Genomic DNA, 18,783 nt, shown 5'->3' on the forward strand with positions numbered 1-18,783 from the left:
CAGCATCAATGCCCCAGCAGCGATTCCAGCTTGCTGGTGGTGCTGGTCGACGATGACGATGTTCCGGCCGCGCCACCAAGGAACGATTTGCCCTGCTTCAGGACCACGCCGCAGGCCTTGGTGACCAGCTTCGACTTGAGGTCGCTGTTGCCGCCACCGATGCTGTTGAGGTTGGTGCTCTGCCCATTCTTGCCGTGCAGGATGCCCTGGATGCCGGAGGCAAAGGCGTTATTGCTTGCGCCACCCTGGGTCTTGCCGAGCAACTTGCCGGCGATGGACGAAGCGCCCGAACTGCCGCCGAGATAATTGTTCTTGACGCAGTATTCGAGTAAGCCCGCCACATTGCCCATGCTGCTGGAGCCGCCGCTTCCGGGTAGCAGGTTGCCGAGGCTGCTGCCGCCAAGCTTGCTGGTGAGACTTCCCAGGTTCTGGGCCTGGGCCACACCTCCGGCAAGGGCCAGGATCACGATGGCTGCACAGGCCGCCGAAACGGCATCGACTCGCATACGCATGGGGGTGCACCTCCTTGATGTCAGTTCCACTATTCAAGCGCAAGATGCGTTAGCTGTGCGTCATTTTCACCCGGCAAGCGGTACCCGTTTCGGAAACGTCTGCAGGATGAGCTGCGCGAGCGCTTCACGCCGGAAAGATGATCGAGATCGGTGACGATCGCAGGTGGCGACCTACGACCATCAGCACAGCTCAATCCGAGCTGGGCGCCTCGGGAATGCTCAAGCCGGTGTCGTCGTCCTGCCGTTCGAGCTGTTCGTGGATACGTGTCAGCTCGGCCAGCAACCGTGCGCGCGCCTCGGCGGCGAAGGGGTTTTCACGCTGGATGGCAGCGAACAGGTGGCCGGCGTCGCCGCGCACTGCCGCCAGCATGTTCTTCATCCCCTGGAACGATGGCGGCGCTGCGGGCAGACCGTCATCGGCGCCGATGTCGACCAGTCCCTTGGCGATAAAAAAGGCCAGCGCATGGGTCTGCGCCATCACCCGGTCATGGGCCTCGGCGGTCTGTTCCAGCACCTCGCAGCCCAGTGTCTCGAACAGGGCGTGCGCCCGCGCGGCGGCCTCCGGGTGGCGGGCACTGGCGCAGATGACCGTCCGCAATGGCCGCTCGCCGCGGGCCAGGCTGAGCGGCCCGAACAACGGGTGGGTGCCGACATGCGCGATCGCATCGCCGAGCACTTCGTCGAGCAGGCCGCACGGTTCCATTTTCACACTGCCCACGTCGATCACCGTCTGCCCGGTGTGCAGGTGCGGTCGCAACTGCATCAGGGCCTGGCGCATGTACGGTACCGGCATCGCCAGCACGATCCATGATGCTTCGACCACGGCCTCGACGGCCGTGCTACAGGCCCATGCAGGCGGCACCGCAGCCGCGGGGTCGTATACGCGCACCGAATGACCCGCCTTGACCAGCAGGTCGGCAAAGGCTTTGCCGAAGCGGCCGAAGCCGAGTATCGCGAACGTCATGCAGGTGGTTCCTTGAAGCGCTTGAGGCCACGCGCCGCGTGCCAGTCAAACGTCGATCATCGATGCATGGCCGCGGGCATTCAAGCCTGCAGGAACAACTGGCGGAGCGCATCATTGGGGGAGTAGGCTTCGCGCGGACCGATGATCGCAACCGGCCCCGAGCGAGGTATCTCGCAAAGCGAATGGCGTCCCTGGACACCGCACGCCGACGACACTCACGATCACCCGCAGTTTGTCCAAGCATTTGCGGCGGCAGGCAAAGATGCTGAGCGAAGGCCTGTCGCCCGAACGACGTAGTTCCGATGTAGTTCCCTTTCGAACAAGGAGGCGTTTGTGGCACTGACACGACAAGTCGTATCGACCCTGCAGGACGATGGCACCGATGTAATGGGGCCGGACACACTGGCCTGGCATTACCCGGAGCAGAACCTGGTCTCGGGCAGCCTGCTCACGGTGGAAGCCAACCATTTCGCCGTGTTGAAATCGCGCGGCGCGGTACTGGGCACCTATGACACCGGCCAGTATCCGATCCAGACTCCGGACAAACCGCTGATCGGCGGCTTCGTCACGGGCTTCTTCGGCGGCAATTCGCCCTGGCAGTACGAGGTGCTGTACGTCAACCGCGCCAAGCTGCTGATCCGCAACACCGGCATCGCCAGTTCGGCCGAAATGGCCGAGATGTCCTACCAGGTGGAGTACTACATCCACGTCGACACCAAGGACGATGCGCTCAAGCTGACCACGCACATGCCCTTCTCCGGGCACGTCATCGGTTCGGAAGAAGTGGCCCGCTATGCCGGCCCGGTGGTCGAGCAGGCGATCAACCAGGTCATCCAGGTGACGCCGATGGAACAGATCAACGAGCACATCCACGACATCGTGGAGCTGGTGAAGGAGCACCTGGCCTCGTTCCTTGGCGTCTACGGCATCACCCTGAACGATGCCAAGGTACTGATCCTGCCCAAGGACGAACGCATGCGCGAACTGATCTCGCTGCGTGCCTTTGGCCTGTCCGAGCTCGACGCCGTGCGTTACTACGTGGCGCTGAAAATGGCCGAGAAAGGCCTGGTGTCTGCGCCGAACATGGCCGTGGGGCAACCTTTCAGCATCGGTGGCCAGACGATGGGCACCTTCCCGGTGCCAGGCGCCGGCTGACCGGACCGGCGGGTCGCGCCCGCACGCGACCCGCCTCCCTATGGAGGATGACCGATGGAACTGAAACACGTCGCCAACCCGATCGAAGAGGCGGGCGCCACCGAACAGGTGCTGTCCAATCTTTTCTATGGATGGGGCTACAACTTTTACCGGCGCGAGAACCAGCTGCGTGCAGACGACCTGCTGATACGCGGCAAGCTGAGCGATCTGCTCGGCGAGAGCCGGGCCCACCTCGCCGCCTTGGAAGCGACATTCCGGCGCGAGCACCTGCCGCCGCCATCGCGCGAACACCCGTTTCCGAACCCGTCGGCAGTCACGCAGGCGCAGGCACTGCATCGCCTGCAGCAGGATATCGAGCAGTTCGAAACGACCGTCCGCACCGCTGCGGTACCGGAGATGGACCGCATTCATCAGCGGCATCGCGACGAAGCCGGCACCCTGCAGGCTTTGGTCAGCATCGACGGCGCCATGGTCCAGGCAGTGCTCAGCCTGCGTAGCGCCATCAGCGGAATCGCCGATGCTGCCGCGGCAACTGCCGAGGTTCCCGAGCTGCTGCGGCAGAGCGGCTTCAAGGACCTGTGGGAACGACGGCAGGCAGCGCTTTCAGCGATCGGGGAATAAGCCGTCAGGCCGGCCAAGCAAGCAGACTAGGGTTCTTCACCCGGCAGAGCCTGGGCCGGGTGAAGAACCAATAAAAAGCCCCGCCGGAGCGGGGCCGAGCGAATCCAGGGGGGCTGAAATCGCTCTGGGGCGCCCAGGGTGCCGGCTAGGGTCCGGACGCTTGGGGCAGACTCAGTCTGCGTCGGTCGCATAAAAGGGTCTGTCGGATTACTCCTACTTTGTTGTCAGGAGTACGCGCCCGTTGCGTAGTCCCCGGAAAGTAGTCGTCACAGCCTTTGAGACCGCCCACAGGCATCCTGCCGCGACTTTCATCGCCACGTCGTGGACAATCACATGCCTGCGCCGCACCCACGAGCCCGCGTGAACCCTGTTTCCGACGCCCGATCGACCGCCCCCATCCAGCCCGGCCTGATGGTCGTCCATGGCAACCGGCTGGAGGACCTGCGTGACCTGCTGCTGACATGGTTGGCACGGACCCCGCTGGCACCGCTCGAGAACGAACAGGTGCTGGTGCAGAGCAACGGCATCGCACAATGGTTGAAGCTGGCCCTCGCGCGTCCACCGGACGCGGGCGGCCTGGGCATCAGCGCGGCGGTCGACATGCAGTTGCCCGGCCGCTTCCTGTGGCAGGCGTACCGCGCCGTGCTCGGACCGGACGAAGTACCGGCGGCATCGCCGTTCGACAAGTCGCGCCTGGCCTGGCGGCTGATGCGCCTGCTTCCAGCGCACCTCGACGAGGAAACCTTCAGCCCGCTACGCCACTTTCTGGATGCCGATGACGGCACCGATGTCACGCGGCAGTTCCAGTTGGCGAACCAGATCGCTGACCTGTTCGACCAGTACCAGGTCTATCGCGCCGACTGGCTGGACGATTGGGCCCATGGGCACGACGTGATGCGCGACGACCTGCGCCAGCGGCGCGAACCGCTGCCCATGTCGCAACGCTGGCAGGCCAAGCTATGGCGCCTGCTGCTGGCCGACCTGGCACCGGCCCAGCGGCACAGCCACCGCGCAGCGGTCCACCAGGCCTTTCTGGAACGCATGGGCACGCTGCACCGACGTCCGGCCACCCTGCCCCGCCGCATCGTCGTGTTCGGCATCTCGTCGCTACCGCAGCAGACGCTGGAAGTCCTGACCGGGCTGGGGCGCATCTGCCAGGTGCTGCTGCTGGTCACCAACCCGTGCCGGCATTACTGGGCCGACATCATCGAGGACCGCGAGCTGCTCATGGCCAGCCAGCGGCGCCAGGCCGGCAAGCCGGGGTTACCGACCGAGCCGGACTACGCCGAACTGCATCTGCATGCCAATCCGCTGCTGGCGGCATGGGGCAAGCAGGGGCGCGACTACATCCGCTTGCTGGACAGCTTCGACCGCCCGGACGCCTACCGCCCGCAGTTCGCCGCGCTGGGCCGCGACATCGACCTGTTCGACGACCCCGGTAGCGACAGCCTGCTGCACCAGGTCCAGCAGGCCGTGCTGGATCTGGAACCGCTGCCGCTCGATCCGGCCCGGCGTCAGGCATGGCGCGACAACGACGCTTCGTTGCGCTTCCATGTTGCGCACAATCCGCAACGCGAGATCGAAATCCTGCACGACCAGCTGCTGGCGATGTTCGAGGCCGCCGAGCGGCGGGGCACGCCGCTGGCACCGCGCGACGTGATGGTGATGGTGCCGGACATCCAGACCTACACGCCGCACATCCAGGCGGTGTTCGGACGCCTGCCACCCGACGATCCGCGCTACCTGCCCTGCAGCATCGCCGATCGCCCCTCACGCGGCACCGCGCCATTGCTGGTAGCGCTGGAACACCTGCTGCGCCTGCCGGAGTCGCGCTTCAGCGTCGGCGAGATCCTCGACCTGCTTGACGCACCGGCACTGCGTCGCCGCTTCGGCCTGGACGACAACGATCTGCCCGTGCTGCGAAACTGGATCGAGGGCAGCGGCATCCGCTGGGGCCTCGATGGCGAACAGAAAACCCGTTTCGGCCTGCCGCCGCTGGAACAGAACAGCTGGCGCTTCGGCCTGCGCCGCATGCTGCTGGGCTATGCCGTCGGCGACGGTCCCTCGCTCGACGGCATCGCTCCTCATGCCGATGTCGGCGGTCTCGAGGCGGCCCTGGTCGGCCCGCTCGACGCCCTGCTCGAGCGGCTGGAGCACCACGGGCAACAACTGGCGATGCCGGCAACGCCCGGGGCATGGTGCGTACACCTGCGCGCCCTGCTGGCCGACTTCTTCGACGCCGGCCGCGACGACGACGACCTGCTCCGGCTGGAACGCCTGGACGACGCGCTCGACCAGTGGGAACAGGCCTGCAGTGGCGCCGACTTCAGCGCTCCGCTGCCGCTGGCGGTCGTCCGCGAGCACTGGCTCGGCAGCATCGACGAGCACCGCCTGTCGCAACGCTTTCTAGGCGGCGCGATCAGTTTCGGCACGCTGCTGCCGATGCGCGCGATTCCGTTCCGCGTGGTCTGCCTGCTGGGCATGAACGACGGCGACTACCCGCGTCGCCAGCACGCGCCCGACATCGACCTGATGGCCCTGCCCGGCCAGCAACGGCCTGGCGACCGCTCGCGTCGCGAAGACGACCGCTACCTGTGGCTGGAAGCCCTGCTGTCCGCCCGCGAGACTCTGCATGTGAGCTGGGTCGGACGCAGCGCACGCGACAACAGCCCGCTGCCGCCATCGACCCTGGTCGGGCAGCTGCGCGACTACCTGGCCGCCGGCTGGCACTGCGCCGGCGACCATCCGGACGACCCGAAAGCTGGGCAACGCCTGCTCGACGCGCTGACCACCGACTACCCGTTGCAACCGTTCAGCCGTCGCTACTTCGAGACCGGCACCGGTCTTTTCACCTATGCCGCCGAATGGGCGCAGGCGCACCGCGCCGCATCGTCCACCGAGCACGCGCCACTGGCACCATGGGTACCCGAAACAGGTGTGGACCTCGGCCTGCTGCAGCGGTTTCTGCGCGCACCCGCCAGGACATTCTATGCCGAGCGACTACGGGTGAATTTCGCCAGCCTGGACGAGCTCGACGACGACAGCGAACCGTTTGCACTCGATGCGCTGCAACGCCACGGCGTGACCGATGTCCTGCTGCGCACCGCGATCACCGAAGGCAACGATGCGCTGGCCGCCACGGCGATACGGCTGCGCGAAGAAGGCATCCTGCCGCCCGGCGATTTCGGCACGCTGGTCCTGGCGCCCATCGAGACGGCTGCCGCCCAGGCCGGCAGCGCCTGGCGCTCGCTCGTTGCGCGCTGGCCACAGGCGGCTGATGTCCGCGAGTTGCGCTACGAGGCCGACGGCCTGACGGTCGAGGACTGGCTCGGCGACCTGCGCCACGACGCTAACGACGGCCTCGTCCGGTTGATCGGCACGGCTAGCCCGCTGCTGGACAAGAACACGCCACGCTACGACAAGCTGCTGGACGCCTGGGTCGCGCACCTGCTGGGCAATGCCAACGGACTGCGACTGACCACGCATGTCGTCGCCCCGGATGCCACCGTTGAACTGATGCCGCTGCCCGTCGATGCAGCCAGCCGCCACCTCGATGCGTTGCTGGCCGGACTGCGCCAGGGCATGCAGTCGCCACTGCCGATCGCGCGCCGCACCGCCTATGCCTGGCTGCTGGCCGAAGCGGATGGGAAGAAGCCCCCCTACGATGTGGCCCGCACGCGCTACGACCACAGTGACAGTGGCTGGAGTCATGGCGAGGTGGACAGCGATGCCTGCCTGGCCCGCGACTGGCCCGACTTCGCGCGTCTGCACGCCGCCGGGTTCGAACGCTGGCTGCATCTGTATCGCCCGCTGCTGGATGCGGTGCAGACGACCGGACATACGCCATGAATGCGACGGCGCCCCTGCACCCGCTGCGCCTGCCGCTGACCGGTACCCAGCTGATCGAGGCCAGCGCCGGTACCGGCAAGACCTGGACCATCGCCGCGCTGTACCTGCGGCTGGTCCTGGGGCACGGCCAGGACACACCGAAACTGCCTGCGCAGATCCTGGTGATGACCTTCACCAAGGCCGCCACCGCCGAGCTGCGCGAACGTATCCGCGCCCGTCTGACCGAGGCCGCCGCGGTCTTCCGCAGTGACCAGTCCGGCGATGACTTCCTGCGCGGCCTGCTCGCCGACTACCCCGACGCCGGATCGCGAGCCCATGCGGCCCGCCAACTCGAGCTGGCGGCGCAATGGATGGACGAGGCCGCCATTTTCACCATCCATGGCTGGTGCCAGCGCATGCTGGTGCAGCATGCCTTCGACAGCGGCGAGGCGACCGCCTCGGGCGGCATCGCCGACGAGGCGGAGCTGCTGGACGAGGCGGTGCGCGACTACTGGCGACGCTTCTTCTTTCTGCTGCAAGGCGGGGCCGTCGCTCTGGTCGCCCGGCTATGGAAAACCCCGCAGGACCTGCTGCACGATGTGATGCCGCTGCTGTCGCGTCCCGCCGGCAGCCTGCGTCTGGGCGGACGCCCGCTGCCGACCATCACCGATCCTGCTGCATTGCTGAGCGCACAGGCAACGTCCCTGCTCGAGGCGGAGGCCCGCGCACGCGAGGCCTGGCGCGCCGACATCGATGCCATCGAGGCGGCGCTGCAGGGGGCGGTGGACACCAGGATATTCCACGGCAACAAGGTCCGGGCCGCCGACCTGCCCGGACGCCTCGCCAGCCTGCGCGACTGGGCACACGGCGCCAGCATCGACGACGACACGCTGGAACGTTTCACCCAGCATCGTCTCGACGCGTCGGTCAATGCGAACAGGACCGCACCGACGCATGCGGCCTTTGCCGCCATCGGCCAACTGCTCGCCGTCCGGGACGAGGCCGGATCACTGGCGCCGCCGCTGCTGGCCCACGCGGCGCCGTGGATCGACGCACGTCTGGACGACGCACGAAGACAGCGCGCCCAGCTCGGCTACGACGACATGCTGAAGCGGCTCGACACCGCACTGCATGGCCGCAACGGCGACACCTTCGCGCACACGCTCGCCCGGCAGTACCCGGTGGCCCTGGTCGACGAATTCCAGGACACCGATCCACTGCAATGGCGCATCCTGCATCGCCTGTATGTCCGCCATGCAGACACCGCGCTGCTGCTGATCGGCGACCCCAAGCAGGCCATCTACGGTTTCCGCGGGGCGGACATCCACACCTACCTGCACGCGCGCCTCAGCGCCGCCAGGCCCACCTGGACGCTGGACACCAATTACCGCTCCACCGATGCGCTGGTCAAAGCGGTCAACCGCGTCTTCGAGCATGCGGACACACATCCGGAGGGTGCTTTCGGCTTCGGCAAGGCCCTGCCTTTCAGCGGCGTGCGCGCGCACGACCGTGACGATCATCTGCTGCTCGACGGCGTCCCGCTGACCGCGATGCAGATGGCGGTTCTGCCATCCGACGCACCGCTGGGCATGCCGGCCTATCGCGAACAAAGCGCCGCGCATGCGGCAGCCCGGATCGTGCACTGGCTGGACAAGGCGCAGGCCGGCAAATGCGGCTTCAGCGGCAAGGACGGTCGTTTCACGCCACTGAAGCCCGGCGACATCGCGATCCTGGTGCGCGACCGGCATGACGCCGATACCATGCGCAAGGCACTGCGCGAACGCGGGCTGGCCCATGTGTATCTGTCCGACAACCAGTCGGTGTTCGCCTCGGCCGAAGCCGCCGACCTGCTGCGCTGGCTGCATGCCTGCGCCAACCCCGCCAGCGACCGCGCCATGCGCACCGCACTGGCCACGCCGAGCATGGGCTGGAGCCTGGCCGAGCTGGACCGCCTGAACCTCGACGAGCCGCACTGGGAACACTGCAACGAACAATTCCGCCAGCTTCACGAGCTGTGGCTGCGCCAGGGTGTGCTGGCGATGCTGCACGAACTGATGCACCGGTTCGACCTGCCGGCCCGCCTGCTTGCACGCCGTGGCGGCGAGCGCGCCCTGACCAACCTGCTGCACCTGGCGGAACTGCTGCAGCAGGCCGCCACCGGGCTGGACGGCGAGCAGGCGCTGATCCGCCACCTCGCCACGCACATCGCCCGCCCAGGCCACGGCAAGGCCGCCGAGGAGCAGGTCGTGCGCCTGGAAAGCGAGGCCGACCTGATCAAGGTCGTGACCATCCACAAGTCCAAGGGACTCGAATACCCGGTGGTGCTGCTGCCGTTTGTCTGCGGCTATCGCGAAACGAAGCGCGACAGCGGGCTGCTCTGGCACGATCGCGAAGGCATGGCGCATTTCGACCTGAGTCCCGATCCGGCCGCGTGGTTGCAGGCCGAACGCGAGCGACTGCAGGAAGACCTGCGCCTGCTCTACGTGGCCCTGACCCGCGCCCGCCATCTGTGCTGGCTGGGTATCGCCTGCCTCAAAGACGGCGCGAAGAAGGACAGCGGACTGCACAAGTCGGCCTTCGGCTACGTGCTTGGCGGCGCACAGAGCATCGCGCCGGACGACCTGTTGCCGAAAGTGCTCGCCCTATGCGACGGGCAGCCCTTCATGGCGGTGGAAACGCTCGACGAACCGGCCTCGACGCAGCGCCATGTTCCGTCGGCCGACACCCTGCCGATGCATGCCGCCCGCCCGTGCACCCTGCCATCGCGTACACCCTGGTGGATCGCCAGCTACAGCGCACTCGCGCACACCGACACCCCGACCGAACCGGCTGCCCCGGAGACGGCCGGGCAAGCCACCCTTGCCGAGAGCAGCATCGAAATCGATGCATCGCCCGGCATCGCGATCACCGCAACGCCACAAGGCATGCATGCCTTCCCGCGTGGCGCCGCACCCGGCACCTTCCTGCATGATCTGCTGGAAGCCTGCGCCGACGAAGGCTTCGCCCGCGCCGCCGAGCCTTCCGCCGCGATCCGCGACGCCATCGCCCGACGCTGTCAAAAGCGTGGCTGGCAGGCATGGATCAAGCCATTGACGGACTGGTTGCCGGCCTTGCTGCGTACCCCACTGGCATGCCTGGGTGCGCCACCGGTAGCGCTGGCCGGGCTGACCGACAGCTGCCGTTACCGCGCCGAACTGGAGTTCTGGTTCGAAGCCCATCACGTCGACACCCATGCGCTCGACCGCCTGGTAACCCGCTACACCCTCGGCGGTGTGCACCGGCCGCCGCTTTCGGCAACTCTCGTCAACGGCCTGCTGAAAGGATTCATCGACCTGGTGTTCGAGCACGACGGCCGCTGGTACGTGGCCGACTACAAGTCCAACTGGCTCGGTCCGGATGCGACGGCCTACACCGCTGACGCCATGCGCACATCCGTCTTGCAGGCCCGCTACGACCTGCAGTACGCCATTTACAGTCTGGCCCTGCACCGGCAGCTGCGGGCACGCCTGCCCGACTACGACTACGACCGGCACATGGGCGGCGTGCTTTATCTGTTCCTGCGCGGCGTCGATGCCGATGGACACGGCGTGCACCACGAACGCCTGCCGCGCCGGTTAATCGAGGCTCTGGACGCGCTGTTCGCCGGCCACGGAGAGCAGCATGACGCGTGACCTGCTTTTGAAAAGTCTGGCCGAGGCAGAGAGCTCGGGTATCCTGCGCCCGCTCGACCTGGCCTTCGCTCGCTTTCTGGCGCAGATCGACGCGCAGGCACCACCCGCGCTGCTGCTGTACGCAGCGCTGGCCAGCCGGCAGCTGGCCGATGGCCATCTGTGTCTGGACCTGCAGGCGCTACCGTCCCTGCCCGACCGGAAGACCTGGCCGTCGACGTGGCACACGCTGCTGGCCGAGCCCCCCGTGCTTTCATCGCTGCTGGCCGATGCCAGCGGCCTGCCGGCAGCGGCCCCGCTGGTGCTCGATGGCCAGCGCCTTTACCTGCGTCGCTACTGGAATCACGAGTGCGACGTCGCCGCCGCGATCAGTGACCGGCTGCAACAGCCCATAGCTTTGGCGCAAAGCTTCCGCACCGAACTGGACCGGCTGTTTCTGGCCAACCCGGCAGGGCCGGCCGATTGGGCACGCGTCGCCTGCGCACTGGCTGCACGTGGTGCCTTCAGCGTGATCACTGGCGGCCCAGGCACCGGTAAGACCACCACCGTGGTACGCCTGCTCGGCCTGCTGCAGACCCTGCACCTGCGCGATCACGACCGTCCGCTGCGCATCCGCCTGGCCGCGCCCACCGGCAAGGCCGCCGCCAGACTCAACGCCTCCATCGCCGCCCAGCTCGAACAGCTGAATGTCAGCGATGCCGTGCGCGCGTCGATCTCGCCCCGCGTCGATACCCTGCACCGTCTGCTCGGCGCCCGCAGCGGCAGCCGTCGCTATCGCCATCATCGTGCTCAGCCGCTGCACCTGGATGTACTGGTCGTCGACGAGGCGTCGATGATCGACCTGGAAATGATCGCCGCGGTGCTCGACGCGCTGCCGCCCCATGCCCGCCTTGTGCTGCTGGGCGACAAGGATCAGCTCTCCTCGGTCGAGGCCGGCGCGGTGCTCGGCGACCTGTGCCATCGGGCCGATGCCGGTCACTACGACGCGCAGACCGCCGCCTGGCTGCACGATGCCGGTTGCGCAGACATCGGCACGTTCGTGCGTGACGACGCCCGACCGCTGGACCAGCACGTCGCCATGTTGCGCCACAGCCACCGTTTTACCGCGGACAGCGGGATCGGCCAGTTGGCCAGGGCGGTCAATGCCGGTGAGCTGGATACGGTGCGGCAGCTGCTCGCGACGACGCACGAGGATATCGCCTGGCATGCCGATGCATCCTCGATCCTGGACATCGCGATCGACGGTCATGCCGGTGTCGCCACCACAAGCCCGCCACCGTCAGGCTATCGCCATTACCTGGAGCTGCTCCGTCGCAGCCGCCCCGCTCCCGATGCACACGAAAGCGCCTATGTGGCCTGGGCCGACGAGGTTCTACAGGCCTATGCCCGGTTCCAGTTGCTGTGCGCACTGCGCAACGGACCGTTCGGCACGCAGATGCTCAACCAGCGCATCGCCAACGCACTGCTTGCCGCAGGCCTGATTGAATCCGGGCATGGCTGGTACGAGGGCCGCCCGGTGATGGTCCTGCGCAACGACTACACGCTGGGCCTGATGAATGGCGACGTGGGCATCGCCCTGCGCCGACCCGACCGGCACGGTACGCCGCGCCTGCATGTGGCGTTTCCGGACACCCGCAGCGAAGCCGCCTCACGCGTGCGCTTCGTGCTGCCGTCGCGACTCGAGGAGATCGACACCGTCTTCGCCATGACGGTGCACAAGTCGCAGGGCTCGGAATTCAGTCACGCCGCCCTGCTGCTGCCGGATGCACCGGAATCCACGGTGGTGCGCGAACTGCTCTACACGGGTATCACCCGTGCAAAGCATCACATCAGCCTGGTCGGTTCGGCCGCTGCCATCGAACACGCCGTGCGTCATCGGCAGCGGCGCCACACCGGACTGGCCATGCGCCTCGGCATCGCCCAGTCCTAGCCGGCCGGGCTGAGCGCCCGGCAAACGGCAGGCTTACCAGCAGGTATCAGGCGTGGTGGGCGTGCGTGCGCCGGTCTGGCTCAGGGTCAGCGTCCCGCAGGTCGTGTCGTTCTGCTGCTGGCCATTGATCGGCGTCGCCTGCAGGACATAGGCCGTGGACGAGCTGGATGCCAGCGTGTAGTCGTAGAAATCACCGGTCTGCGATGTCGATTCGCAGTCGAGGGTCGGCAGGGACAACGCGTTGCCGCTCGAATCCAGATAGCTGAGGTTGGTGGTGTAGTAACGCTCCATGTAGTTCGCGTATTCGGACAGGCAGCCTTCCGCCGCCACGCGGTGCGTCTTCGTCATGTAGGACACGTAGGACGGATAGGCGATCGCCATCAGGATCGCGATGATCGCCACCACGATCATCAGCTCGATCAAGGTGAAGCCGGCCCAGCCACGAAGGCATGCCACCGTTCGCGACAGAGCCGCCGGACGCCCCGATGATGTGGTTCGCGTACTCATGTTCATTGGTTGATCAACTCCTGCCAGGAGACGCGCTGCATGGCACCGGTCGAACCCGATGTCATCAGGCTCGATGTATTGCCGTTGTCGAAACTCATCAGCATGTCGCCGCCGACGAAAATCGGGTTGTTCGGCAGCGAGCTGAAGCCGACGCCGGCCACGGGTTCGACCGTGCCGTTGGGTAACGTGACGGTGCCCGAGCCACCGTTCAGGAAGAAGGCGCCTGTCGGGTTGGTGCCGCTGAAGGGGTTGACCGCCATCACCCAACCACTGCCCGACGGGTTGCAGATATCGGTGACGACCGGGATGCGTGTGGTGCCCAGGAGCAGATTGCCCTGGAATTGGTTCGGGGTCACCATGCGCTCGCCTTGCGCGTTATAGCTGACAACATTCCCACTACTGTCGGTCACCGGCTGCTGCAGATTCATGTACCAGCCCAGTTTCCCGGTCATGTCGCTCGGTGTGGGTAGCGGGGTCACGGTACGTGCACCCAGCGTGGGTGGTGTCGCACTAGGATCGCCATCCTGTTCGTAAGTGATGTAACGCTGCACCAAATTACCGTCCAGCGTTGTCATGGGCAGCTTGGGAATTGTCGTACCTGTGCCGGCCTGGACGATCAGGCCATACCAGCTCTGCACCTGATTATTTGCGAGGTCACCGCTGGTCAGATACTTGCCAGTACCGAAGAACAACCACACGTTACCGGTCGACGGGTCGCGCCCCGCCAACATGCCGGACGTGATGGGCTGAGCGGCCCCACTGGAATCGGTGGCAAGGAATTCCTCGGTACCCGACGACGACAGGTCGGCGCTGGCAGTCCCGCTCCCTGTCGTCTTGGCGAGCGGAAACTCCCAGACGCGCCCAAGCAGATCGCCAGCATAGGCTTCGGTACTCACGCCATTGCTGGCATCGTCCATCCAGGTGACAGGTGCCGCCAGGCCATTGCCGGTGGAGCTATCGGTCGCGTGCACGCTCAGCGCACCAGTGACCAAGTTGAACTCCAGCAGGGCCGCCGTGCCACTGGCACTGTTGTATCCATTGCCGATCAACACCTGCCAGTTGCCGTCGGCAACCTGGGCGATCACCGGCTTACCGACCATCTGGCCGATGTAGTTGCTGTTGGTCTGACCATCGCCGGCCGAACGTTCCCATAATGGTGTGATGTTGCTGGGATCAGTCACGTCCAGCGCATATATGGCTTCCGCTGGCCCCCGGCCGGTAGTGCCCACCAGGATTGTGTGCCAATACGAGCCACTGGGATCAGGCTGGTTAGGTAGATAGACGTCGGCCACCGTCAGCTCGCCGTCGTTGTAGTACTCGTGAGGTACACCGGCCGAGCCGTAGGACGGATTGGCGAGGTTGGCCACACCAGCGGTGATCACCGCGCCTGGCAGATAGGCATACTTCTCATCGCCAGTGTTGGCATCGAATGCGTGCAACATGCCGTCGTTGGCCGCCACATAGACTAACGGTTCGCGCTGCAATGCTGCACTGGCCACCGGGTTACCGCTGCTGTCGGTGGTACCAACCGCCCAAGCGTAGAAGGAATCCGTTCCGGTAAACGTCTGGTTCTCGAATTCATTGGGATCCGGCGCACCGACGTAGACCGGCTGCGAGTCGACTATGTCACCCAGGACAATGTGGCCATATTGGGGACTTGTCCGGTTACGATAGATCCCCTTGTTGCTCACCTCCAGCGTGCTGTCGCCACGCAGATAGTTGACGATGTCCATCTGCGCAGTCGTCGAGCTGCCCAGAGCGGCGAGTTCGGTCGCCGACAGTGCAGGTGGCGCCGATGAGCTATTGATGAAGGGCACGAACTGCGAACCACTGGACGCGCTCGGATTGAACGTCACGATATCGCGCGTCGGATAGGTAATGACTCCTGTACTGGAGACAGAGGCAGCCTTCTGCAATTGCGTGACCGCCGCCCATTTCGTGGTCGTCACAGCGCCCGTACTGGAGTCGATGTTGAGCGCGTTCAGTTCTCCAGTCCATACACCAGTGTGATATTTGGCCTGGTAGGCCACCGTACCACTGGTCAGCTGGGTGGAGTTCGCGGCAAGACTGGCGCCGCTACCGGTTCGAGTACTGGCATTCTTCAGCGCGCTAAGCAGTCCGCTGGCGAATGTCTGCGGATTGGTGGCCGAATAGAACCCGCCATGTCCGTCGACACCGGTATGGACAAGGTCTGCAATGTTGTAGAGCGAATTTGCCGACGGTTTAGGCCATCCGAAATTCGCGATGGCCGTGGCCGGACTTGGATTATCAGCCCAGTCGAAGATCTGCTGGACCGTGGTGCCTGTGGGGCTAATGCCGTACGGCGTGAAGCCAAGCCCCATGGTGAACGTTGTCATATGCTGCCAGAACGCCGGATCACTGGTATTGATCGGCACCTCGTTGGCCAGGTTCGGGTTTAGATCAGTCTCCCAGTAATGCATCGCTACGTCGGCCAAGGTATTGCTATTGTCGTCTTGGTATGGACTAGTCGGCGTATAGGTATAACTAATCCCGTTGGGACCGTCGACCGTCGCCCCCTGGGTGCCATCGACATTACCGACACCCGAATAGTTGGAATTCCAGAAACCATCCGTGGTGAGAATAGTGTAGGACTGCCGGCATGCAATATTCGAATCAGTCGTCGGATCGGATGACATGGTCGTCCATGGCTGACTGCTCTGGTAATACTGACCCACGGCATCAAGCGCATAACGCAAAGGCGTACCTCCACCCGGATTGATGCTGGTGACCCAGTTCCAGAAAAAGTTCTTCTGGGTGCCGGACGTGCCATCGCCGAAGGGCCAGACTTCGGCGATATACTTGCCGTTGTATTGAGCGGTACGCCCCGTATCGAATATCTCCTGTTGAGCCGAGTTATTGATCGAACCGAAGCCAATACGGAATTTCGGGTCAACATCGGAAAACGCGGTCAGCAACCCAGACTTAGCCATCAAGATACGCGTGTGGTAATACGCGAACCAGTTGGCGATATTCTGCCCGGCAGCAATACCTGCGGGCGCAGCCACGCCACTGGTATCAGTATCCAGTACGCAATTGCTTTGCGTGCCGCAGCCCTGTGTGGCGGGCGCCACATAGTTGACCGTATACGGCCCGGCCGCCAGGCCGGTCGAATACTGGAAATAACTGTACGTGTAAGAGTATGGATACTGAAAGACGCACTCGCCCGAGACCCAGTTTTGACCGTGTTTTGAGATACCGTTGAAAGTAGGTCCTGAACCGATACCATGATAAGTATTGAAATCATTGATGCATACTTGATCGGCGTAAGTGGAGCCCGAGCTAGTCACCACATTATCGAACGTTTTATTCCAAGGCACAGCCTGCTGGTTACTAGTGGAATAGTAAATATTTTTAGCTTGATAATAATATTCACCATTGAAATCATTATTTGAATAATTGGTCAGATTGACCCAGCTTCCCGACGTGCTGTAGCCATTCAGTGGCACGTTGGTGATGTCGTTATAGGACGGGTAGTTGGTCCCTGTGGCGGCCGTCGGCGGAGCCAAATAGGTCACTGTCGGGTTGTAGTAAACGCCATTGTTGTTGGCATCGATTACCGCATCATTGTTGATCGAGGTGATGTAATCGGTGCCTTGGCCATTGATCGGGTTCGTACCGGAGGCAGTACCAGCACAGGAAACGCCATACAGATAGCAGGCATCGGGCATGTAATCCCAAGCCATCGAGCCAGAGTCATCCAGCATCAGCACCACGTTGGGCGGAATTGGCGGCTGCAGCGTCAGTGGCTGTTGGTCAACCGTCACTGTCGTGGCAGCCACGGCAGCGGGCGCATACACCGCGCCGTACAGCCCGACCAGGAGCGCAACACCGGCCATCCTGACAAGGGAGCGCATGGAGCGCTGGAAGAGCGAGGACGTGGTTTTCATGCTAGATCCAGTATGACTCGTGGCCACAACGGCCACCGTTGGTACGACACCCGAACGTTGCCGAGCACATCAACCCTGCTTGATCACAACCTGCAATGTCACCACGGCGCGATCACCCACCACGGCGGGATCGCCGCTGCGGGCCGTGATGCGGTAGTACACCGATGTACCGGATGAGCCCTGCACACCGTAGTTGCGGGAATTGGCCGTGCTGCCGAAGCCGGTATTGGTGCTCTGGTCGACCCAGTTGCCCATGTTCTCGACCACATACTGCGGCTGACTCGCCGCGACCGTACTGGCCGTGAAGTCGCCGGTGTTATTCCCGGTTGCGACCGAGTGAATAGCACTGGTTGGCAGGGTGGGATCGTTGAACGGATTGGGCAGACAGGTAATACCGCCAGCCTGGCAGTTGTGCCAGATAAGCGTGGGCGATGTGGGAACCAGCGCCGTGGCCGCACGCAACGCTGCTTCGGCACTCTGGAAGGCCACCTGCCGGTCGTAGAGATTGGAAGACATCTTCTGCTGCATGATGGTGCCACGCATGGCTGCAAGCCCGACCAGGCTGATCAAAACCAGCAGAATCAGCGCCACCACCAGGGCGATGCCCTGCTGGTGGCCGGCACGCTGACGAAGCGTGCCGGGAAAAGAACGTGGAGCGATCAATGCGTTCATGTCATTGCACCCTGTTCCGCACCGTGGTGGTGAAGGTGAAAACGCGCTGGAGCGGCTTCTGATCGGTCCCTGCCCGCTGGTTCGTGCTTTGCACGGTCAACTGTACCTGGGCCGCAGTCACCGTCGCCCAGTCGGTTACATTCGCCGCAGTCACGAACGTCGTATTCGGCGGCTGCAGGTAAGTCACTTTCATTGCCGTCACGTTACGCACCATTTCTTCCGGTGTCGTCGTCACACCACCGGAGTTGTAACCCACGCTCATGCGATACAGCGAAGTTGTCTGGGGGGTCGCCGAGTTGTACCCGATATACCAATCGTCTCCGGTCAACACTGCGACGCGCGCGTTGCTCTGGAAGGTGTATTTGTTGCCGTTGGCAGTGCAGAGTGGCGGATAGCCCAGACCGTCCGTGCAGTTGCCCGGGCTGACCTTGTTGCCGGTGTTGTGGATTACAACGGTATTATTTTGGTAATCGGTAATCTGCATGATCGTGGCGTGATCGAAATCGCACACCATGATCAGCTGCCCGGTAGACAGATCCGAAGTCGCGGCATTGATTTGGAAGTTTGCCGGGGAACCAGTACTGCTGCTACTTGCAGGTGTAAACGACACCACCACGTTGGAACTGGCTGTACTGATGGTGCGAATCGAACTCGTACCCGCCACCGGTGCCCCTGCGCTAGTACCGGTGTAGGCGTTGAGTGCCGGGTCCTGCGTGGCGTCGTCATAGCCGTACAACGCGTCGCCCCAGTCGGCATACCAGAGCGAGGTGTTGTTCAGGTCGTTGGCTATTCGCCCGCTGCTGTTGTCGCATCCACTCAGTCCTGCATCGCGGATATCGCGTGCCATCAACTCGAAGGCGATACGCGAGCTTTCCTGCACGTCTCCCAGTGCATCGTTGGTGCGATAGGTCTGCTGCCCGGCAAGGAAAACACTGACCACGCCAGCAATCACGATCAGGCCCAGCAGCATCGCCACCATCAACTCGACCAGGGTGAACCCGCGCAGTTTCTGCATGGC

At 64.3% G+C, this 18,783-nt stretch carries 11 protein-coding genes; 5 read left to right on the forward strand and 6 right to left on the reverse strand.

Annotation, left to right across the window (positions count from 1 at the left end):
- Window positions 1-5: 5 nt before the first annotated feature.
- Window positions 6-512, reverse strand: coding sequence for a DUF2501 domain-containing protein (locus RA164_RS08835; protein WP_329740500.1), 507 nt, complete (start codon window positions 510-512; stop codon window positions 6-8).
- A 190-nt stretch (window positions 513-702) separates the two neighbouring features.
- Window positions 703-1,476 (reverse strand): prephenate dehydrogenase/arogenate dehydrogenase family protein, encoded by a 774-nt coding sequence (locus RA164_RS08840; RefSeq protein ID WP_329740501.1) that lies wholly within the window; start codon window positions 1,474-1,476, stop codon window positions 703-705.
- A 333-nt stretch (window positions 1,477-1,809) separates the two neighbouring features.
- Between RA164_RS08840 and RA164_RS08845 the strand changes: the two genes are divergently transcribed.
- The 5 genes from RA164_RS08845 to recD all read left to right on the forward strand — a co-directional run bounded on the left by RA164_RS08845 (window position 1,810) and on the right by recD (window position 12,678).
- Window positions 1,810-2,631 carry an SPFH domain-containing protein gene (locus RA164_RS08845; protein ID WP_329740502.1) on the forward strand — a complete coding sequence of 274 codons (822 nt, stop codon included), beginning with the start codon at window positions 1,810-1,812 and terminating at the stop codon, window positions 2,629-2,631.
- Between the two features lie 54 nt (window positions 2,632-2,685).
- Complete coding sequence (locus RA164_RS08850; RefSeq protein ID WP_329740503.1) at window positions 2,686-3,252, forward strand: hypothetical protein; 567 nt, start codon at window positions 2,686-2,688, stop codon at window positions 3,250-3,252.
- A gap of 360 nt (window positions 3,253-3,612) precedes the next feature.
- Window positions 3,613-7,101 carry an exodeoxyribonuclease V subunit gamma gene (gene recC, locus RA164_RS08855; RefSeq protein WP_329740504.1) on the forward strand — a complete coding sequence of 1,163 codons (3,489 nt, stop codon included), beginning with the start codon at window positions 3,613-3,615 and terminating at the stop codon, window positions 7,099-7,101.
- Window positions 7,098-10,751 (forward strand): exodeoxyribonuclease V subunit beta, encoded by a 3,654-nt coding sequence (recB, locus tag RA164_RS08860; RefSeq protein ID WP_329740505.1) that lies wholly within the window; start codon window positions 7,098-7,100, stop codon window positions 10,749-10,751. Before recC ends, recB begins: the two co-directional genes overlap by 4 nt.
- Entirely contained in the window at window positions 10,741-12,678 is a 1,938-nt protein-coding gene (gene recD / locus RA164_RS08865) for an exodeoxyribonuclease V subunit alpha (RefSeq protein WP_329740506.1), read from the forward strand. The genes recB and recD overlap by 11 nt, the downstream gene beginning before the upstream one ends.
- 33 nt (window positions 12,679-12,711) lie before the next feature.
- On the opposite strand, the gene RA164_RS08870 is transcribed toward recD, so the two are convergent.
- From RA164_RS08870 to RA164_RS08885, 4 genes are all read right to left on the reverse strand, one after another.
- Window positions 12,712-13,185: a type IV pilin protein gene (locus RA164_RS08870; protein WP_329740507.1), complete on the reverse strand. Its 474-nt coding sequence runs from the start codon at window positions 13,183-13,185 to the stop codon at window positions 12,712-12,714.
- 2 nt (window positions 13,186-13,187) lie between these two features.
- Window positions 13,188-17,093, reverse strand: coding sequence for a pilus assembly protein (locus RA164_RS08875; protein ID WP_329740508.1), 3,906 nt, complete (start codon window positions 17,091-17,093; stop codon window positions 13,188-13,190).
- A 69-nt stretch (window positions 17,094-17,162) separates the two neighbouring features.
- Window positions 17,163-17,765 (reverse strand): pilus assembly PilX family protein, encoded by a 603-nt coding sequence (locus tag RA164_RS08880; RefSeq protein ID WP_329740509.1) that lies wholly within the window; start codon window positions 17,763-17,765, stop codon window positions 17,163-17,165.
- Between the two features lies 1 nt (window position 17,766).
- A complete protein-coding gene (locus RA164_RS08885) occupies window positions 17,767-18,780 on the reverse strand; it encodes a prepilin-type N-terminal cleavage/methylation domain-containing protein (protein ID WP_329740510.1) in 1,014 nt (337 codons plus the stop codon).
- Window positions 18,781-18,783 lie beyond the last annotated feature (3 nt).

It is taken from the genome of Dyella sp. A6, from assembly GCF_036320485.1.
Lineage (GTDB): Bacteria > Pseudomonadota > Gammaproteobacteria > Xanthomonadales > Rhodanobacteraceae > Rhodanobacter_A > Rhodanobacter_A aluminiiresistens.

Excerpts from the sequence above, each read along its gene's own strand:
- RA164_RS08850 (WP_329740503.1), top strand. The coding sequence starts at position 2,686 with ATGGAACTGAAACACGTCGCCAACCCGATCGAAGAGGCGGGCGCCACC.
- RA164_RS08875 (WP_329740508.1), bottom strand. The coding sequence starts at position 17,093 with ATGAAAACCACGTCCTCGCTCTTCCAGCGCTCCATGCGCTCCCTTGTC.
- RA164_RS08835 (WP_329740500.1), bottom strand. The coding sequence starts at position 512 with ATGCGTATGCGAGTCGATGCCGTTTCGGCGGCCTGTGCAGCCATCGTG.
- RA164_RS08840 (WP_329740501.1), bottom strand. The coding sequence starts at position 1,476 with ATGACGTTCGCGATACTCGGCTTCGGCCGCTTCGGCAAAGCCTTTGCC.
- RA164_RS08880 (WP_329740509.1), bottom strand. The coding sequence starts at position 17,765 with ATGAACGCATTGATCGCTCCACGTTCTTTTCCCGGCACGCTTCGTCAG.
- RA164_RS08885 (WP_329740510.1), bottom strand. The coding sequence starts at position 18,780 with ATGCAGAAACTGCGCGGGTTCACCCTGGTCGAGTTGATGGTGGCGATG.
- recB (WP_329740505.1), top strand. The coding sequence starts at position 7,098 with ATGAATGCGACGGCGCCCCTGCACCCGCTGCGCCTGCCGCTGACCGGT.
- RA164_RS08870 (WP_329740507.1), bottom strand. The coding sequence starts at position 13,185 with ATGAGTACGCGAACCACATCATCGGGGCGTCCGGCGGCTCTGTCGCGA.
- recD (WP_329740506.1), top strand. The coding sequence starts at position 10,741 with ATGACGCGTGACCTGCTTTTGAAAAGTCTGGCCGAGGCAGAGAGCTCG.